A 17,379-nucleotide genomic window follows, 5' to 3' on the forward strand; every position below is an offset into this window, starting at 1 on the left:
TATGAGCGATGACGCGCAGCGCTGGAAAGAAAAGTACCTGAGCAGCCTGGAACAGCAGGAGAAGCTCGACCGCCGTTGGGAGTTGCGCCTGGATCTGCTGCGCCGGGGGCTGGTGCGCAGCAGCCTGGCCGCCGAGGGCGCGGACAAGGCGGTCGATCAGTGCATGCAGGAAATGCGCGAAATTCTTCGCCGCGACGATATGGACGCTGCATTGGGCAGCCTTATCCCGCGTCTGGAAAAGGCCGTGCTGGATTCCGAGCAGCGCCGTCAGCAGCGTGCCGGCGAGGCCGCCACGGCATTGGCGTGCCTGATCGAACAGTTGCAACGTCTGCAGCCGCCGCGTGAGGTACGCAAGGTACTCAAGTCACTCGGCAAACAACTGCAGGACGCCACCAGCCACCAGTATCTGTTGCCCGCATTGCTCAGCCAACTGAGCAACCTGCAAGGGCAGGCGCTGAGCGTTCTGCAAGCCCCGGTGCAGGAACAACCCGGCTTGCTGCAGCGCCTCTTCGGCTCGCGTGGTGAAAGCAGCGAAGAGATCGCGAACACTGCACCTGCACCTATATCTGAGCCTGAGGTTGAGCCTGCCACTGTCTCCGAGAGTGCAGAGCGCACGCCAGCGGTCCTCATGCCTGCGAGCGAGCCAGCGGCGGTTGCCAGCTTGGCAAAGAGAAAGCATCAGGCCAACGACGCCGCGCCCATGCTCGACAGCCTGCCATTGCCGCCTGGCCTGGTGCCGCCGGAGGATGCAGGCGACAGCCCGTTCTCCCTGCCCAGCAGCGAACCCGGATACAGCGCGGTGGCCCCGCATATCGCCAGCAGCTTGCGCAGCCTGCTCGACGAGCTGGAGTTGCCGGCACGTCATCAGCCGCAAGGCGATGCGCTGCGCCAGCGTCTGGAGGGCAACCTCAACTGGTACGAACTGGTACCCGTGCTGGACGATCTGGCTGTGCTGGTATTGGCAGTCACCGACAGTGGCCAGCGTGAGTTCGCCGGTTATCTCAAGCAGCTCAACGAGCGCCTGGCCGCCTTTATCAGCACCCTCAGTGAAGCGCATGAGGGTTATACCGCCTCGGTGGAAAGCACGCGCCACTTCAACCAGCAGTTGCGCGATCAGGTCAGCGACTTGCAGAACAGCGTGCAGGAGGCGGCCGATCTGGACGCGCTCAAGCAAGCGCTGGAGCAGCGTCTGGAGGGCCTGCTGCAGAGCGTCAGCAATCATCAGCGTCAGCGCGACAGTGGTGAGGATGACGTGGCGGAACGGCTGCAGGGTCTGGTCAAGCGTGTCGCTGAAATGGAGCTCGAGGCGCAACAGTTTCGCCAACATATCGAGGAGCAGCGGCAGAAATCGTTGCTCGACCCTCTGACCGGCTTGCCTAATCGCGCGGCCTGGAGCGAGCGCCTCGACCTGGAGACTGCCCGACGCCAGCGCTATGGCGGCCAGTTGCTGATGGCGGTGCTGGATATCGACCACTTCAAGCGTATCAACGATGGCTACGGTCACCTGGCAGGGGATCGAGTGCTGAAGATCATTGCCGGTGAACTGCACAAACGTCTGCGCAAGACCGATTTCATTGCCCGCTTCGGTGGCGAGGAGTTCGTTCTGCTGATTCCGGGCACACCGCTGGAGGGAGGCGTGCAATTGCTGGAAACCCTGCGTGCAGCGGTCGAAGCCTGTCCGTTCCACTTCAAGGGCGAGCCGGTGACCATCACTCTTTCTGCCGGCATTGCAGAGTTTCGCAATGACGAGGCCACCGAGGATACCTTCGAGCGCGCCGATCAGGCGCTATATCGAGCCAAGGGTGCTGGGCGCAACCGCGTTGAACAGGCCTGAGTCGGCGTAAATCCAGCCGCCGATGAAGTGGTCACCCTCGTGCAGGGCGGCGATGTCGCGATAGCGCAGGCTGCGCTCGGTATCTGCCACGAATACCGACTGCTGGTCCGAGTTGCCGGTGGTGAAATGGTTAAACAGCAGGTTGAGCAGGATCGCCATGATCGCCGCCGAGCTGATACCGGAGTGGAAGATGGTTTCGAACCAGGTCGGGAAATGGTGATAGAAGCTGGGCATGCCAATGGGGATCATGCCGAAACCGATGGAGGTGGCGACGGTTACCAGATTCATGTTGTTGCGGTAATACACCTTGGCCAGGGTGCGGATGCCGCTGGCCGCGACCGTACCGAACAGCACGATGCCGGCGCCACCTCGAACACCGGCACGCCGAAATGCAATGGAGTCGGGAAGGCCAACACCGGCTCTTCACTGACCTTGGAAAAGTCGGCCATGCCGAATGCCAGGGCGACCAGCGTGCCGATCACCATCGCCAGCAGGATCGACAGGCGCGAGATAGTGGCGCTGCCTACCTTGCTGAATAGAAGAACGGCAGGCCGATGGTCTGCAGCAGGGTAGCTGCGCCGCCAACGAACAGTGAGGCCGCGATCAGCATGCCGATATCGGCAGGTGACAGGCCGGCCGCCTGACCGACGATCAATGGCACGGCAACGATGCCGCCATACATGGTCAGTACGTGTTGCAGACCGTAGAGCAAGTTGGAGCCGATACCGAGGTTTTCGTCCTCGGGGCGCGGAGCGGTGGAGGTCATGGAAAAACTACTCGCTGTTGTTCTTGTTCGGTCAATGTAGACATTTTGTGAATGTCTTGGCTACTGCTTTGTATACAATTCTACAGGTGGTCGTTTCCATGAACGCCGCTGCGTTTTCGGTCATTAACAGTCCGCCCCGGCTAAAAAAGCAGGTATTAGGTGCGCGCGCCGACTCGCGAGACGCCCCCCGCAGGCCCTAGACTATGCGCACCTGTCAGCGGAGATACCCATGGACATTTTCAGCATCGCCGTGCTGATCTTTCTGGTCACCGACCCTTTCGGCAATATCGCCATCTACATCGCCGCGCTGAAGAACGTCGAGCCGCGCCGGCGCATCTGGATTGCCACGCGCGAACTGCTGTTCGCCCTTGGCCTGCTGCTGCTGTTCCTCACCTTTGGTGACAAATTCCTCACCAGCCTCGGGCTCTCGCGCGAGGCAACGGCCATCGCCGGCGGTATCATCCTGTTCGTCATCGCCATGCGCCTGATCTTTCCCAGCCCGCAGGGCCTGCTCGGTGACGTGCCGGACGGTGAGCCGATGCTGGTGCCGCTGGCGACGCCTGCGGTGGCAGGGCCTTCGGCACTCGCGGTGCTGATGACCCTGCGCAACACCCACACCGGGCCGCTCTGGGAGCTTTATCTGGCCTTGATCCTGGCCTGGGCGGCGACGGCATTCATTCTGTTGCAGGCTTCGTTCCTGCAGCGGTTCCTAGGTAACCGCGGGTTGATGGCAGTGGAGCGTCTGATGGGGATGCTGCTGATCATGCTCAGCGTCGACATGCTGCTGGACAACCTGCAAAGCGTATTCGGTCACGCATGAAGTCTCTTTGCCTTGCCCTCGTTCTTGTTCTGCTCGCTGGTTGTGCCGGTGGCCTGCGAATTGACGACAGCCATACCGCGACTGGCCAGAACAGCCGCGTGCAGTACGTCGTACTGCACTACACCTCCGCTGATCTGCAGCGTTCGCTCGAGCTGCTGACGCAGACCGAGGTCAGCAGTCACTACCTGATTGGTGATGCGCCACCGACCGTCTACCGCCTGGTGGACGAGAACCGCCGTGCCTGGCACGTCGGGGTCAGCGAGTGGAAAGGGCGCACCTGGCTCAACAGCACCACCATCGGCATCGAGTTGGTCAACCAGGGCTATTACCAGACGCCTGCCGGGCGCTATTGGCAGCCCTTTGCGCCGCAGCAGATCGACACCTTGATCGTATTGCTCAAGGACATCGTCAAGCGTCATCAACTACCGCTGGGCTCGATCATTGCGCACAGCGACGTGGCGCCGCAGCGCAAGGTCGATCCGGGCCCGCTGTTCCCCTGGAAGCGACTGGCCGACGAGGGGCTGGTGCCCTGGCCGAACGAAGGCGCGGTGGCGCGCCAGCAGGCGCTGTTCAGCACCAGCCTGCCCAGCGTGCAGTGGTTCCAGGCGCAGCTGGCGCAGCAGGGTTATACGGTGCCGCAGCATGGCGAGCTGGACGAGGCGACGCGCAATGTCATTGCGGCCTTCCAGATGAAGTATCGTCCGGCCAACTACGACGGTCAGCCGGACGCGGAAACCGCAGCGCGCTTGCTGGTGCTCAATCTGCAGGCGGCCGGCTGATCAGCGCAGGCCGGGTTGGAAGTCCCGCGCGTCGCGTGCCCAGACATCCAGTACCGGCTTGAGGTCGTCCAGGGTCAACTGGGTGCTGCTGTTGGCCAGCGTCAGGCCATGACCTTTGCGCACCACCCGCAGCACCGGTTCACTGGTGCGGGCATCGAGTGCTTCCAGTTCGATAAAAATCTCGGTGTCGCGGTCACGGGTGCCGGCAGCCGTGCTCGCTGCGGCGATCACCAGGGCCACGGGGATCACCTCGTAGGCCTTGATCCCCTCGGTCGAGACGTTGACCCCGGTGATCGCGCTGCGCAGCACCAGGCTATCCATGCTTGGCGTGTCGACCAGCTTCAGGCGCCCGTCCTTGAGCTCGCGCAGCAGTGCCTGGTGCAGGTAGTCACGCGCCTGTTCCAGCGTCTGGTCGCTGACTTGATCGCTGGGCATGGGTTCGGGGTAGAAGCTCGGCTGCTCGACGTAGACCGAGGTGTAGCGCTCGCTGCGAAACCGCGGCGAAATCCAGCGTAGCACCGGTGCTCCAGTGGCCGAGGTGGCAGGCTGGAGCTGGGAGTAATCGGCGAGGTAGCCGGAGAACTGCGTGGGTTGGGTGGTCTGACTGGCGCAGCCGGAGAGCAGCAAGCCAGCGAGAAGGCCCAGGCGAAGCGGGGTGTCGTAACGCATCGGCGGACTCTCCTGTCCAGTGGTCTGAAAATCAGACTAGATGCCGCTCCGTCAGCCCGCCAGTTCGCCCAGTCGTTGTGCCAGCAACCTGAAATCGTAGGGTTTGACGATGCTGTCGGTGGCGGCTGCGCTGTCGCGAGCTCGCACGGCCTCGAGCAGTTCGCGTTCGTCGTAGCCGCTGGCGAACAGCACCGGCAGGGTCGGTTGCAGCTGGCGTGCGGTTTCCACCAGTTCGCGCCCGTCCATGCCGGGCAAGCCGATATCGCTCATCAACAGATCGACCCGCTGCCCGCTGCGCAACAGATCGAGCGCGCTGGGACCATCACGCAGGGCGTGCACGCGATAACCGAACTCGCCGAGCACCTCCGCGGTGAGCTCGCGCACGACATCGTCGTCTTCGACCAGCAGGATGGTCTTGGCACTGGCGCAATCGGTTTCGGTCATGAGGCTCTCTGTTTCAGCGCGCAGAATACGCAAATGTTTGGCAAACTTCGGAGTCTGCACGCGGTCAGTGTGCCACACGCCTTCCCCCGATAGATAAGAAGAAGCGAGACAATCATCGAATGGACGTCCCAATGTCGAATGAGTCCGCAATGGACGAAAAAGGTTTTCGCCGAATTCTCAATCGTAACGTCGGGCTACCGCTCGGCCTGGGTCTGGTCGGCGCCCTGTTCTTTGCGCTGTTGATCGGTTACCTGCTCAATGTGATTCGCTGGGTCGAGCACACCGACCAGGTGCTGAACCGGGCCAGCGAGGTGTACAAGCTGACCCTGGATCTGGAAACCGGCATGCGCGGGTTCCTGCTCAGTGGCGACGAGGACTACCTCGCCCCCTATGAACAGGCGCGCGGCAAATTTCGTCCGCTGACCGAGCAGCTCATCGACATGGTCGGTGACAACCCGACACAGATGCAGCGGCTGGAGCGCCTGCTGGCATTGCAGGAACAGTGGGACCTGTTCGCTCAGGAAGTCATCGGCAGTCGTCGCGATGGCGGCAATTTCATGGCCGAGGTGGGACGAGGGCGCGGCAAGAACCTCACCGATGGCATGCGCCGCGAGCTCGACACCTTCATCAACAGCGAGCGAGAGCTGCGTCAGCAACGCAATGCCGATGTCAGCAGCACCACGCTCTGGGGCGCCGGCATCTACCTGGTGGTGAGCATCCTGTTCAGCGCCTTGTTGGCGCTGTTTGGTCGTCGTGAGCTGATGAGTCTCTCGCAGACTTACTCCCAGGCCATGGCCAGACAAGCCGAGTACGGCGAGGAGCAACGACGTCGCGCCTGGCTGGGTGGCGGCCAGACCCTGCTGTCGGAGCGCCTGCTCGGTCAGCCTCAGGTGCAGGAACTGGCTGACCGCTCCCTCGAGTTTCTCGCCGAGTATCTCAACTGCGTGGTCGCCGCCCTGTACCTGCGTGATGCCCACACGGGTGATCTGCGACGGGTTGCCGGCTATGGCTTCAGCAAGGACGCCAGCCTCAAGGAGCAGTTCTACAACGGCGAGGGGCTGGTTGGCCAGGCTGCCCGAGGCCGTCGTCTGGTGTGCCTGGATGACTTGCCGGCGGATTACATCAAGGTGGCTTCGAGTCTCGGCGAGGGGCAGCCTGTCAGCGTTGCCCTGGTACCGCTGCAGTCCGAAGACAGTGTCAACGGCGTGATCGAGCTGGCGTTCATGCGCAAGCTCGATCCGCGTGAGCGCGAGTTCCTCGAAGCCATCGCCGGCAGCGTCGGTATGGCCCTGGAGGCCGCGCGTTATCGTCAGCGCCTGCAAGAGGTGCTCGGCCAGACCCAGCAGCTCAACGAGGAGTTGCAGACCCAGCAGGAAGAACTGCGTGCCGCCAACGAGGAGTTGGAGCAGCAGGCGCGGGTGCTCAAGGAATCCCAGGCGCACCTGGAAACCCAGCAGGCCGAGCTGGAGCAGACCAATGAGAAACTCTCCGAGCAGGCGCAGACGCTGGCTGACCAGCGCGACGAGCTGGACCAGCGCAATACCACGCTCGGCCGCATCCAGGCGCAGCTCGAAGAGCGTGCCGAAGAGCTGCAACGTGCCAGCCGCTACAAGTCCGAATTCCTCGCCAACATGAGCCATGAGCTGCGCACGCCGCTCAACAGTTCGCTGATCCTGGCCAAGCTGCTGGCGGAGAACGGCAAAGGCAATCTCGACGACGAACAGGTCAAGTTCGCCGAATCGATCTACTCGGCCGGCAATGACCTGCTCAACCTGATCAATGACATCCTCGACATCGCCAAGGTCGAGGCCGGCAAGCTCGAGGTGCGCCCTGAACGCACGCCGTTGGCCAGCATGCTGGAGAGCCTGCGCGATGTGTTCGTGCCCCTGGCTGGTGAGCGCGGCCTGAGCTTCCAGATCGAGGAGCAGGGCGAGTTGCCACAGGTGCTGTTCACCGACCGCCAACGCGCCGAGCAGATCCTGCGCAACCTGCTGTCCAATGCCTTCAAGTTCACCGATCGCGGCGGCGTGACCCTCAGTGTGTCGCGTCAGGATGATCATTACCTGGCCTTCGCCGTACGCGACACCGGCATCGGCATCGCGGCGGATCAACAAGAGGCGATTTTCGAGGCCTTCCGCCAGGCCGATGGCACCACCAACCGCCGCTATAGCGGCACCGGTCTGGGGCTTTCCATCTCGCGAGATCTGGCGGGGCTGCTCGGTGGCTCGATCACCGTCAGCAGCGTGCCGGGCGAGGGCAGTACCTTCACCCTGCTGCTGCCCGAACGGATGGTCGAAGACGCCGTTAAGAGCAAGCCGATGCCGCAGGTCTCGGCACCGCTCCCGGTGCCGGCGGCCTCTATTCCTGCTGCTGCTGCGCCAATGCCGCGGACTCCGGCGCCTTTCGCCGATGATCGCGGGCAACTCGACGAGCGCGGTGGTCGTCGCGTGCTGGTGGTGGAGGATGAAGTGCGTTTCGCCCGCATTCTCTTCGATCTGGCGCATGAGCTCGGCTACGCCTGCCTGGTCGCCACATGCGCCGACGAAGGCCTGGAGCTGGCGCGGCAGTACCGACCCGACGCCATCCTGCTCGACATGCGTCTGCCCGATGGTTCCGGCCTCAGCGTGCTGCAGCGCCTCAAGGACGATGCGCAGACTCGCCATATTCCGGTGCACGTGGTCTCGGTCGAGGACCAGAGCGAGGCTGCCCTGCACCTCGGCGCAGTCGGTTATGCATTCAAGCCCACCAGCCGCGACCAACTCAAGGAAGTCTTCGGCAAGCTGGAGGCCAAGCTCAACCAGCAGGTGAAACGCGTCCTGCTGGTTGAGGACGACCCGTTGCAGCGCGACAGCGTGGCCCGCCTGATCGGCGACGAGGACATCGAGATCACCGCCGTGGCCCTGGCCGGCGAAGCGCTGGAGAAACTGCGCACGACCGTCTTCGACTGCATGATCATCGACCTCAAGTTGCCTGACATGCTTGGCAACGAGCTGCTGCGACGCATGGCCGAGGAAGACATCTGCTCCTTCCCGCCGGTGATCGTCTACACCGGGCGCAACCTGACCCGCGACGAGGAAGCCGAGCTGCTCAAGTATTCGCGCTCGATCATCATCAAGGGCGCACGCTCGCCGGAGCGGCTGCTGGACGAGGTCACCCTGTTCCTGCACAAGGTCGAGGCCGAGCTGTCCAGCGAGCATCAACGTATGCTCAAGACGGCGCGCAGCCGCGACAAACTGTTCGAGGGCCGCCGCCTGCTGCTGGTCGATGACGACGTGCGCAACATCTTCGCCCTGTCCAGCGCGCTGGAGCAGAAGGGCGCCTCGGTGGAAGTGGCGCGCAACGGCCATGAGGCGCTGGCCAAGCTGCGCGAGCATGACGACATCGACCTGGTGCTGATGGACGTGATGATGCCGGAGATGGACGGCTACGAAGCCACCCGGCAGATTCGCCTGGAAGAACGCTGGAAAAACCTGCCGATCATTGCGGTAACGGCCAAGGCGATGAAGGATGATCAGGAGCGCTGCCGCGAGGCCGGCGCCAACGACTACCTGGCCAAGCCCATCGACCTGGATCGCCTGTTCTCCCTGATCCGCGTGTGGATGCCCAAGCTGGAGCGTTTGTGATGCCTGACGAGATCGAGCTGCGCCTGCTGATCGAAGCGATCTATCTGCGTTACAACTACGACTTTCGTGATTACTCGAAGGCCTCGCTCAAGCGCCGTGTACGCCAGGCGCAGACCCAGCTTGATTGCCCGACCATTTCGGCGCTGCAGGAGCGCATCCTGCACGAGCCGCAGGCGTTTATGCAGCTGTTGCAGTACCTCACCATCCCGGTCAGCGAGATGTTCCGCGACCCCGACTACTTTCTGGCCCTGCGCGAGCAGGTGGTGCCGCTGCTGCACACCTATCCGTCGTTGAAGGTCTGGGTGGCTGGCTGCAGCACGGGTGAGGAGGTGTACTCCCTGGCCATCCTGCTGCACGAGGAAGGCCTGTTGGAGCGCACCATGATCTATGCCACCGACATCAACCCGCACTCGCTGGAAAAGGCCGAGCAGGGCATCTTCGCCCTCGACAACCTGCGCACCTACACACAGAACTACCAGCTCTCCGGCGGCAAGCGGGCGTTTTCCGACTATTACTCAGCGGCCTATGACCGCGTGCTGTTCGACAAGTCGTTGCGCGCCAACGTGACCTTCGCCGACCACAGCCTGGCCACCGACAGCGTGTTCGCCGAAACCCATCTGGTGTCGTGCCGCAACGTGCTTATCTATTTCAACCGCGACCTGCAGGACCGTGCCCTCGGTCTGTTCCACGAATCCCTCTGTCATCGCGGCTTTCTCGGCCTGGGCAGCAAGGAAAGCCTGGATTTCTCCGCCTACGCTCGGCACTTCGAAGCCGTGTCGCGCCCCGAGCGGATTTTTCGCAAGCGATGAGCAGCCAGCGGATCAACCTCCGCGGCCAGGTTCGTGCGCCGCTGCAGGCGCTGCTGATCGGTGCTTCTGCCGGCGGCGTGGAAGCCTTGCTCAGCCTGCTCGAAGACCTGCCGCCGGACTACCGGCTGCCGGTGGTGTGCCTGCTGCATCAGCCGGATCGCAACGACAGCCTGCTGGCAGACCTGCTCGCCCGGCGCCTACGGCTGCCGGTCAAGGAAGCCGAGGACAAGGAATACCTGCGCCGCGGCATGGTTTACGTGGCGCCCGCGGGTTACCACCTGTCCATCGAAACCGAGCGCAGCTTTTCCCTCAGTCGTGAGGAGCCGCGGCATTTCTCCCGGCCCTCGATCGACATCCTCTTCGAGTCTGCGGCCGATGCCTACGGCGAGCACCTGGCTGCTGCGCTGCTGACTGGCGCCAACGAGGATGGCGCTGCCGGCCTGCTGGTTGTTCAGCAGGCCGGTGGTCTGACACTGGTACAGGACCCGGCCGACGCGCTGGTGCCCACCATGCCGAATGCCGCGCTGGCGCTGCTCAAACCGGATTTTCTCCTCCCTATCAATGCCATGCGCCTGCTGCTGGCCGAACTGGATACCCTGCCATGCTGAGGAAGATTGAAGCCAAGGTGCTGATCGTCGACGACCTGCCGGAAAACCTGCTGGCACTGCGTTCGCTGATCCAGAGCGAGGATCGCACCGTGTTCCAGGCCAGCAGTGCCGATGAGGCCTTGTCGCTACTGCTCGAAAACGAATTCGCCCTGGCCATTCTCGACGTGAAGATGCCGGGCATGAACGGCTTCGAGTTGGCTGAGCTGATGCGTGGCACGGAGAAGACCAAGTACATTCCGATCATCTTCGTCAGCGCGGTCGGGCGCGACATGGACTATGCTTTTCGGGGTTACGAGAGCGGCGCGGTGGACTTCCTGCACAAGCCGCTGTCGCCCTTCGAGGTACGCAGCAAGGTGGCGATGTTCGTCGACCTCTACCGCCACCGTAAGGCGCTGAGCATGCAGCTGGAGGTGGTCGAGGCCGCGCGCCGCGAGCAGGAAGCGTTGCTTGCCGAGTTGCGTGAGACACAGGCCGAGCTGCAGAAGGCGGTGGAGATGCGCGACGTGTTCATGTCCATCGCCTCGCACGAGCTGCGTACGCCGCTCAACGGTCTGATCCTCGATGTGCAACTGCGCCGGCTGCGCCTGGAACAGGGGCGCATGGACGCCTTCACCGCCGACAAGCTACGGGAGATGGTCGCCCGCGACGAGCGGCAGATCCGCAGCCTGAGCCGCCTGATCGACGACATGCTGGATGTTTCGCGCATCCGTACCGGCAAGCTTTCCGTGCGCCCGGAACCGGGTGACCTCGGTGTGTTGGCCGGCAGCGTGGTAGAGAGCCTGGCTGCGCAGTACACCAATACCGGTACGCCTATCGACCTGCACGTGGAGGGGCCGGCCCCGGTGATGATGGACGAGTTCCGCATCGAGCAGGTTCTCGCCAACCTGCTGACTAACGCCTTGCGCTACGGTAGCGGCAAGCCGGTATCGGTACGGGTCGCGGCAGCGGGTGAGCAGGTTCGTGCCGAAGTACGCGATCAGGGCCTGGGTATCTCGGAAGAGGATCAGGCGCGCGTATTCGAGCAGTTCGAGCGGGTATCCGGTACCAGCGTCGCCCAAGGGCTTGGACTTGGCTTGTTCATCAGCGAGCAGATCGTCCAGGCCCACGGTGGCCGTATCGAGCTCAGCAGTCGCCTCGGCGAGGGCTCCTGCTTCAGTGTCGTGCTGCCGCGTCGTAGCTGATCGTGCAAATTGCACGTGTCGTAATTCATGCATCTTGCAAAGTGCATGAGGCAGGCAATTTTGAAAGTTAATAAGTCATTGATTTATAAGGATATTATTGGTGATTTGATGTTGGCATGAGCGCTGCAAAATCAGTCGTGTAAGCCACCGACTGACCTGCTGATGGAGAAGCGTCATGAACATCGTCCGAGTGAGCCTGTTTTGCGTCGCTGCATTGCTGGTCAACGGGGCTTACGCCAAAGATTTCAGTGGTTCGACTGGAGCCATTGCAAAAACGGCCGAGTTCACCCTCTCCAACTCGCCGGTGTGGGAATCTCGTGTCGCTGCGCAGCAGGACGGCTCAGCCGAACTGCCCGCCCAGCCCACCCGCGCTGTCGGGGCCATCGGTGACGATGCGCAGTGGCTGCGCATTTCTGACGATGGCGAGACCGGTACCGCCAACCGTGAACCCCGTCCTGCTAACAGCACCCCTCGCTGGGTGTTCTGACCGACAAGGAGTCCCGCCATGTCCAGAAGTGCCTTACTGTTGTTGATCATGACCCTGTCGAGCCTGGCCGCGCTGTGGCTGAGCCCAACTCTGCACGAGGGTGTCGCCCTGCTGCTCAAGGGTAGTAGCGTCGTCTTCGGTGCGGGCTTTCTGGTCGCGCTGATGGCCGGACGCCGCATCAAGTTCGACCCGGTGCTGCGCTGAAGCTGAACCGCACTGAGAAAACCAAAAACGCCGCGAAGACCGCGGCGTTTTTTATTGTGAGCGAATTGCCCGGTGTCTGCTCACCAGCCTCAGATCGGTAGGCTGAAATAGAAGTTGGCGCCTTCGCCCGGGCGGGAGTGAACGCCGATCTGGCCGCCGTGCAACTGCACGATCTCCCGCGCCAGCGCCAAGCCGAGACCAACGCCACCCTTGCGTCTGCCAACCTGAACGAAGGGCTCGAAGATACGAGCCTGCTGCTCGAAGGGGATGCCTTCGCCGCCATCCTGTACGCTGACGATCACCTGCTCGCCTTGGCGGCGTACCTGTAGCCGCACCTCATCACCCGGGTTGCTGTAGCGCAGGGCATTGTCGATCAGGTTGTCGATCAGTCGCTCCAGTTGTGCAGCATCGAGGCTCAGGCGCGGCAGCGGTTCGTGAACCTCGCAGACCAGTGTCACTTCACGCTCGGAGGTCTTCTCGACAAAGCGCTGCGGCGTCTGCCGGATCATCTCGGCCAGGTCGCAGGGACGGCGCTGCAGGGTCTGCATGCCGTTCTGGTAGCGCGAGAAATTCAGCAGATCGTCGATCAACTGCACCAGGCGATGCATTTCCTCGTCGACGGTGCGCATCAGCTCCTGCTCACGGCCACTCGGCGGCAGCGAGAGGCGCTCGCGTAGCAAGCTGAAGGCCATGTGCATGCCGGTGATCGGCGTGCGCAGCTCGTGCGAGGCACGCAGGATGAATTCGCTGCGCACACGTTCGAAGGCGCGTTGCTTGGTGACGTCGCGTAGCACCATCACGGCCCCTACGCTGCCACCTTCGCTCACCTGCACCGGTGTCAGCGCCCAGGCCAGCAGGCGGGTTTCACCAGCGCGCTCGATCTGCAGGTCGGCTGGCGGCTCGTGCAGCAGCTCGCCTGCCAACACCTGGCGCAGCGCCTCGTCGACGGCGTGGTCCGGCAGCAGCGGCCCGATCGGTTGACCGAGGATATCGGCCTGCCAGGACAGCTGGCGCAGCGCCACGGGGTTGGCGTGCTCGATACGGCCCTGCTCGTCGAGGATGACCAGGCCATCGTCGATGCTGTCGAGCACGGCTTTCAGGCGGCCTTCGCTGCTGAGCAACTGGTTGAGGTTGCTCGAATGGTACTCGCGCAGTGCCTCGGTCATCAGGCCGAAGCGACGGCTCAGCACTGCCAGTTCCACCACGGGCGAGACCGGCAGCACCACATCGTATTTGCCCTGGCCGATCTGGTCGGCGGCGCGCACCAGCATGTCGATGGGCGCGCCGAAACGGCGGGCGATGCCATGGGCGGTGAGCACTCCGATCGCCAGCACTGCCAGGCCCGTCAGCACCAGCAGCCCGGCGATCAATCGCGAACGTTCGGCGGCTTTGCGCTCAGCGGCGATCACCCAGGCGACGACCTGGTCCTGCTGTTCCAGCAGATGGTTGCGCAGGTGCTGGAAGGCGTCGGTGAAAGGTTTGTAGTTGGCCAGGTTGTGCGGCGTCTGACCTGCCGGGGTGCCCTCGCTCGCCATTCTTTCCATCTCGTCATAAAGCGCTGATGCCTGTTCCAGTGCACTTGCGTACTCCTGGCCAAGGTTGGCCTGAAAGCCCTCGTCGAAGGCGGCGCGGAATGACTGGCGGATGGCTTCCAGGCGTTGTGCGTCGGGCTGTTGGTCGATCAGCACCATCAGCTCGTCGCCCAGGTGCTGACGCAGCTTCTGACCGATTCGCACGGCATCGAAGCCGCGCTGGATCAGGTCGCTCTGGCTGTGTGACATCTGCGTGACGCTGAACAGGCCGAGCAGCAGGCCCAGCAGGGCCACGGTGATCAGCGCCGAAATGCTGAGAAACAGGCGCGTGCGAAGCTTCATCGACAGCTTCATGGTGGTCCCATGGTTAGAGGTTGTACTGCTTGCGTTTGCGATAGAGGGTCGAGGTATCGATACCCAGTGTCTTGGCCGCCATGTCGAGGGTGCTGCTGCTGGCCAATACCGCAGCGATGTGGGCCTTCTCCAGCTCCTCGAGGCTCATCGGTGCGCCGACCCGCACGGTGCTGGTTGGTGCTTCGTTGCTGCCACCGAGGCCGAGGTGGGCAATCTCCACGGTCTCGCTCTGGCAGATGATGCTGGCACGCTCGATGACGTTGCGCAGTTCGCGGATATTGCCTGGCCAGCGATAGGCCTGCAGAGCCGCTGCCGCTTCGGGGCTGAAGGCGCAGGCCGGACGGCCGTAGTCGCTGACGAAACGGGCGAGAAAGCGTTCGGCCAGGGACATCACGTCTTCGTGGCGTTCGCGCAGTGGCGGCAGCTTGAGGGTGATGACGTTGAGGCGGTAGAGCAGGTCTTCGCGGAAACGCCCCTCACGGACCATTTCGTCGAGATCCAGGTTGGTGGCGGCGACGATGCGTACATCGGCGCGGCGCGTGACCGGGTCGCCGACGCGCTCGTATTCCTTGTCCTGGATGAAGCGCAGCAGCTTGGGTTGCAGCGTCAGCGGGAAGTCGCCGATCTCGTCGAGGAACAGGGTACCGCCATCGGCCTGGCTGACGCGGCCCTGGGTGCTTTCGCTGGCGCCGGTGAAGGAGCCACGGGCATGGCCGAACAATTCGCTCTCCATCAGCTCGGCAGTCAGCGACGGGCAGTTGATGGTCACGCAGGTGCGCTTGGCGCGGCGGCTCCAGCCGTGAATGGCGCGGGCCAGCTCGCCCTTGCCGGTGCCGGACTCACCGAGGATGAGGATATTGGCGTCGGTGGCCGCAACCTGGCGCGCGGTTTCCAGGATCGACATCATCGCCGGGCTGTGTGAATCGAGCCCGTCCTTGACCTTGCGCACCTCGCCCTCCAGCGCTTCCAGGCGCGCGGCCAGGGTGCGCACTTCCAGCTGCTTGGCGGCCGCCAGGCGCAGTTGATCGGGAGTGCAGGGTTTGACCAGATAATCGGCGGCGCCGGCCTGGATGGCGTCGACCGCTGTGTCCACGGCCGAGTGGGCAGTGACGATCACCACGCGCATCCACGGCGCCTGGATGCGCATCTGCGCCAGCAGGTCGAGACCGTTGTCCTCGCCCAGGCGCAGGTCGAGGAAGCACAGGTCAAACACCTGTCGATGCAACAGCGCTTCGGCTTGCGCCGCGCTGCTGGCCCCGGCGACGTCATAGCCTTCATCTTCAAGGCAGTAGCGGAAGGTACGCAGGATTGCCGCTTCGTCATCCACCAGCAGAATGCGCCCGCTGGTTTGCTCTGCAACTGCCATGTATGTGCTCCGTCTTGCTGGTCGATGCAGCTTAGTCAGGTAAAAACCGTGCAAGTTGCACGGCCTGAATGCGCAGATACTGCACCCTGCATGCAGGCAGGGTGCCTTTACTGTGTTTAAGTTATTGTTTTACATGGTATTTATGTTCTTTCATGGCTGGCATGGGGCTTGCCATATTCCTCGTATCGTCTCACGAACAGGAGTGAACTCATGCCCCCGTTCAAACCCTTGATGCTGGCCGCCAGCACTGCTTTGCTGCTCGGCCTGACTCCATTGGCCAGCCAGGCTGCCGAGGGCGCGCTGGCTTCGCAGCTCGAAGCTGCGCGCCAGGAAGGCTCGATCTGGACTGCCTTCGCGCTCAACCGCCATCTCAACCCGTTCAAGCTCAAGATCGACGTGGAGGATGGCGTGGCCACCCTCGGTGGCAAGGTCGAGAACGACGTGCAGAAGGAGCTGGCCGAGCAGGTGGCGCTGAGCATAGAGGGCATCGACTCGGTGAACAATCGCATCGAAGTCGGCAGCGATGCCGTCGAGGGCAACCCGCCGGGGATGGTGCAGCGTCTCGAGGACGCCAGCCTCGCCGCCACGGTCAAGTCCAAGCTGCTGTGGAACAGCAACACCCGTGGCCTGGACATTCAGGTCAAGAGCGAGACCGGCAACATCACCCTGAGTGGTCACGCACAGACGCCCGCGGCCAAGGAGTTGGCGGGGCAACTGGCAGCCAATACCGATGGTGTGCGCGAGGTGTTCAACCACCTCAGCATCAGCACTGCCGACAGCAGTAGCAGCGAAGTGCAAACCACCCTCGACGAAGCGCGCGAGAACATCAGCGACAGCTGGATCACCAGTAAGGTCAAGGCCAGCTTTCTCTACAGCCGTAACCTGGACGCCATGAACATTTCGGTGAACACCGACGACGGTCTCGTCAGCCTGCGCGGCAGTGTGCTGAGCAGCGCCGAGAAGCGCCTGGCGGTCGAGATCGCCCGCAACATTCGCGGCGTGCGTGGCGTCGATGCAGATGCCCTGCGTATCAACAGTTGAACCCCTTCACCCCTCCGGCCACTGTCGTGGCCGATATCTGCAAGTCCCATAGCCAAGGAGAGAATCCATGAGCAGCAAGACCGCACAACTCAATGAACTGATCGAGATTACCCGCGACGGCAAGCGCTTCTACGAGCATGCCCACGATGAGGTCAAGGATATCCGCCTGCAGGCGCTGTTCCGTGACATGGTGCGTGCCAAGACTCAGGTGATCGATGCGCTGAGCGTCAAGGTCGCCGCCAACCAGAGCGAGCCGGCGTCTGGCGGCACCATGCTGGGCAAGCTGCGCCAGTTCTACGCCGACACCCGCGCGACCCTGGCCAAGGATGAAGATGCCACCTATGTGGCACAGCTGGAGGAAGCAGAGGACCGTATTCTGCATGCCTTCGAAGATGCGCTGGAAAGCGCGGACAATGATGTCCGTGCCCTGTTGGCCGTGGAGATGCCTAAGGTGCGGGCTTGCCACGACCGTATGCGGGCGCTGAAGCAGAATATGCAGTAATCACTGCGACGCTGTTACGAGCCCCTGCACGCACTGCGTGTGGGGGCTTTTTTTGTTGGGCAGATCGGATTGGTAAGTTTGTGCGCGTATCGCTTACTGGCTTAGCACTATCCGTTACCGCGTGCGCTGAGCGTTTGGGTTGCGCCCCTTACGGGCGCCACACCTTTCTTGCTTGCCCAAGAAAGGTGTGCCAAAGAAGGGCACCCCGACATCCGGGTTTCGCTGCGCGAAACTTCCCTCGCTCCGGTGCCGCTCCGGGGGCCGGCTTACATGGGCCATCCCTGGCCCATTAAGCCTCTCGCCGCATCCATGCGGCTCGCTCCCCTACGCAACACCTCCACTCGGCCTCCTGAAGGGGAC

General features: G+C 62.9%; 15 protein-coding genes and 1 pseudogene. 11 read left to right on the forward strand and 5 right to left on the reverse strand.

The genetic code is table 11. The features are described from left to right. The first annotated feature begins 1 nt into the window (after position 1). Positions 2-1,834, forward strand: a complete 1,833-nt coding sequence (locus tag ACNFCJ_RS00245) for a GGDEF domain-containing protein (protein ID WP_416769130.1) — start codon at positions 2-4, stop codon at positions 1,832-1,834. On the opposite strand, the pseudogene ACNFCJ_RS00250 reads toward ACNFCJ_RS00245, so the two are convergent. After that, positions 1,829-2,600, reverse strand: a pseudogene (locus tag ACNFCJ_RS00250) (solute carrier family 23 protein); the annotation flags it as partial. The gene ACNFCJ_RS00245 and the pseudogene ACNFCJ_RS00250 sit on opposite strands and share 6 nt — an antisense overlap. Before the next feature lie 229 nt (positions 2,601-2,829). Between ACNFCJ_RS00250 and ACNFCJ_RS00255 the strand changes: the two are divergent. Both ACNFCJ_RS00255 and ACNFCJ_RS00260 read left to right on the forward strand, forming a co-directional pair. Continuing rightward, complete coding sequence (locus ACNFCJ_RS00255; protein ID WP_416769132.1) at positions 2,830-3,420, forward strand: MarC family protein; 591 nt, start codon at positions 2,830-2,832, stop codon at positions 3,418-3,420. Continuing rightward, positions 3,417-4,199 (forward strand): N-acetylmuramoyl-L-alanine amidase, encoded by a 783-nt coding sequence (locus ACNFCJ_RS00260; RefSeq protein ID WP_013713335.1) that lies wholly within the window; start codon positions 3,417-3,419, stop codon positions 4,197-4,199. Before ACNFCJ_RS00255 ends, ACNFCJ_RS00260 begins: the two co-directional genes overlap by 4 nt. On the opposite strand, the gene ACNFCJ_RS00265 is transcribed toward ACNFCJ_RS00260, so the two are convergent. Together ACNFCJ_RS00265 and ACNFCJ_RS00270 are read right to left on the reverse strand one after the other, a co-directional pair. After that, positions 4,200-4,868: a DUF3313 domain-containing protein gene (locus tag ACNFCJ_RS00265; protein WP_416769134.1), complete on the reverse strand. Its 669-nt coding sequence runs from the start codon at positions 4,866-4,868 to the stop codon at positions 4,200-4,202. It abuts the gene before it with no gap. 51 nt (positions 4,869-4,919) lie between these two features. Continuing rightward, complete coding sequence (locus ACNFCJ_RS00270) at positions 4,920-5,312, reverse strand: response regulator (RefSeq protein WP_013713337.1); 393 nt, start codon at positions 5,310-5,312, stop codon at positions 4,920-4,922. A gap of 131 nt (positions 5,313-5,443) precedes the next feature. Here ACNFCJ_RS00270 and ACNFCJ_RS00275 point away from each other — a divergent pair, with 131 nt between their 5' ends. From ACNFCJ_RS00275 to ACNFCJ_RS00300, 6 genes are all read left to right on the forward strand, one after another. Beyond that, complete coding sequence (locus tag ACNFCJ_RS00275; RefSeq protein ID WP_416769136.1) at positions 5,444-8,935, forward strand: response regulator; 3,492 nt, start codon at positions 5,444-5,446, stop codon at positions 8,933-8,935. Continuing rightward, complete coding sequence (locus ACNFCJ_RS00280; protein WP_416769137.1) at positions 8,935-9,744, forward strand: CheR family methyltransferase; 810 nt, start codon at positions 8,935-8,937, stop codon at positions 9,742-9,744. Before ACNFCJ_RS00275 ends, ACNFCJ_RS00280 begins: the two co-directional genes overlap by 1 nt. Continuing rightward, the gene (locus ACNFCJ_RS00285) at positions 9,741-10,352 is read left to right on the forward strand and encodes a chemotaxis protein CheB (RefSeq protein ID WP_143504961.1); all 612 of its coding nucleotides are present in this window, start codon (positions 9,741-9,743) and stop codon (positions 10,350-10,352) included. Before ACNFCJ_RS00280 ends, ACNFCJ_RS00285 begins: the two co-directional genes overlap by 4 nt. Beyond that, positions 10,346-11,533 (forward strand): ATP-binding protein, encoded by a 1,188-nt coding sequence (locus ACNFCJ_RS00290; protein ID WP_416769139.1) that lies wholly within the window; start codon positions 10,346-10,348, stop codon positions 11,531-11,533. The genes ACNFCJ_RS00285 and ACNFCJ_RS00290 overlap by 7 nt, the downstream gene beginning before the upstream one ends. Before the next feature lie 175 nt (positions 11,534-11,708). After that, complete coding sequence (locus ACNFCJ_RS00295) at positions 11,709-12,020, forward strand: hypothetical protein (RefSeq protein WP_416769141.1); 312 nt, start codon at positions 11,709-11,711, stop codon at positions 12,018-12,020. An 18-nt stretch (positions 12,021-12,038) separates the two neighbouring features. Continuing rightward, complete coding sequence (locus tag ACNFCJ_RS00300) at positions 12,039-12,224, forward strand: PA3371 family protein (protein WP_416769142.1); 186 nt, start codon at positions 12,039-12,041, stop codon at positions 12,222-12,224. A gap of 89 nt (positions 12,225-12,313) precedes the next feature. On the opposite strand, the gene ACNFCJ_RS00305 is transcribed toward ACNFCJ_RS00300, so the two are convergent. Further along, entirely contained in the window at positions 12,314-14,110 is a 1,797-nt protein-coding gene (locus ACNFCJ_RS00305; RefSeq protein ID WP_256834015.1) for an ATP-binding protein, read from the reverse strand. Positions 14,111-14,123: 13 nt separating this feature from the next. Further along, positions 14,124-15,476, reverse strand: coding sequence for a sigma-54-dependent response regulator transcription factor AlgB (algB, locus tag ACNFCJ_RS00310; protein WP_106734710.1), 1,353 nt, complete (start codon positions 15,474-15,476; stop codon positions 14,124-14,126). Between the two features lie 210 nt (positions 15,477-15,686). Between algB and ACNFCJ_RS00315 the strand changes: the two genes are divergently transcribed. After that, on the forward strand, positions 15,687-16,517 hold the full coding sequence (locus tag ACNFCJ_RS00315) for a BON domain-containing protein (protein WP_106734709.1): 831 nt from the start codon (positions 15,687-15,689) through the stop codon (positions 16,515-16,517). A gap of 67 nt (positions 16,518-16,584) precedes the next feature. Further along, a complete protein-coding gene (locus ACNFCJ_RS00320; RefSeq protein ID WP_416769144.1) occupies positions 16,585-17,019 on the forward strand; it encodes a ferritin-like domain-containing protein in 435 nt (144 codons plus the stop codon). Positions 17,020-17,379 lie beyond the last annotated feature (360 nt).

The sequence above is a fragment of the Pseudomonas sp. NY15364 genome (assembly GCF_048068235.1).
GTDB lineage: Bacteria > Pseudomonadota > Gammaproteobacteria > Pseudomonadales > Pseudomonadaceae > Aquipseudomonas > Aquipseudomonas mendocina_D.

Bases quoted from the DNA above. Each gene is read 5' to 3' on its own strand.
- ACNFCJ_RS00320 (WP_416769144.1), top strand. From the start codon at position 16,585: ATGAGCAGCAAGACCGCACAACTCAATGAACTGATCGAGATTACCCGC.
- ACNFCJ_RS00315 (WP_106734709.1), top strand. From the start codon at position 15,687: ATGCCCCCGTTCAAACCCTTGATGCTGGCCGCCAGCACTGCTTTGCTG.
- ACNFCJ_RS00290 (WP_416769139.1), top strand. From the start codon at position 10,346: ATGCTGAGGAAGATTGAAGCCAAGGTGCTGATCGTCGACGACCTGCCG.
- algB (WP_106734710.1), bottom strand. From the start codon at position 15,476: ATGGCAGTTGCAGAGCAAACCAGCGGGCGCATTCTGCTGGTGGATGAC.
- ACNFCJ_RS00280 (WP_416769137.1), top strand. From the start codon at position 8,935: ATGCCTGACGAGATCGAGCTGCGCCTGCTGATCGAAGCGATCTATCTG.
- ACNFCJ_RS00265 (WP_416769134.1), bottom strand. From the start codon at position 4,868: ATGCGTTACGACACCCCGCTTCGCCTGGGCCTTCTCGCTGGCTTGCTG.
- ACNFCJ_RS00285 (WP_143504961.1), top strand. From the start codon at position 9,741: ATGAGCAGCCAGCGGATCAACCTCCGCGGCCAGGTTCGTGCGCCGCTG.
- ACNFCJ_RS00305 (WP_256834015.1), bottom strand. From the start codon at position 14,110: ATGAAGCTGTCGATGAAGCTTCGCACGCGCCTGTTTCTCAGCATTTCG.
- ACNFCJ_RS00295 (WP_416769141.1), top strand. From the start codon at position 11,709: ATGAACATCGTCCGAGTGAGCCTGTTTTGCGTCGCTGCATTGCTGGTC.
- ACNFCJ_RS00270 (WP_013713337.1), bottom strand. From the start codon at position 5,312: ATGACCGAAACCGATTGCGCCAGTGCCAAGACCATCCTGCTGGTCGAA.
- ACNFCJ_RS00260 (WP_013713335.1), top strand. From the start codon at position 3,417: ATGAAGTCTCTTTGCCTTGCCCTCGTTCTTGTTCTGCTCGCTGGTTGT.
- ACNFCJ_RS00300 (WP_416769142.1), top strand. From the start codon at position 12,039: ATGTCCAGAAGTGCCTTACTGTTGTTGATCATGACCCTGTCGAGCCTG.
- ACNFCJ_RS00245 (WP_416769130.1), top strand. From the start codon at position 2: ATGAGCGATGACGCGCAGCGCTGGAAAGAAAAGTACCTGAGCAGCCTG.
- ACNFCJ_RS00255 (WP_416769132.1), top strand. From the start codon at position 2,830: ATGGACATTTTCAGCATCGCCGTGCTGATCTTTCTGGTCACCGACCCT.
- ACNFCJ_RS00275 (WP_416769136.1), top strand. From the start codon at position 5,444: ATGTCGAATGAGTCCGCAATGGACGAAAAAGGTTTTCGCCGAATTCTC.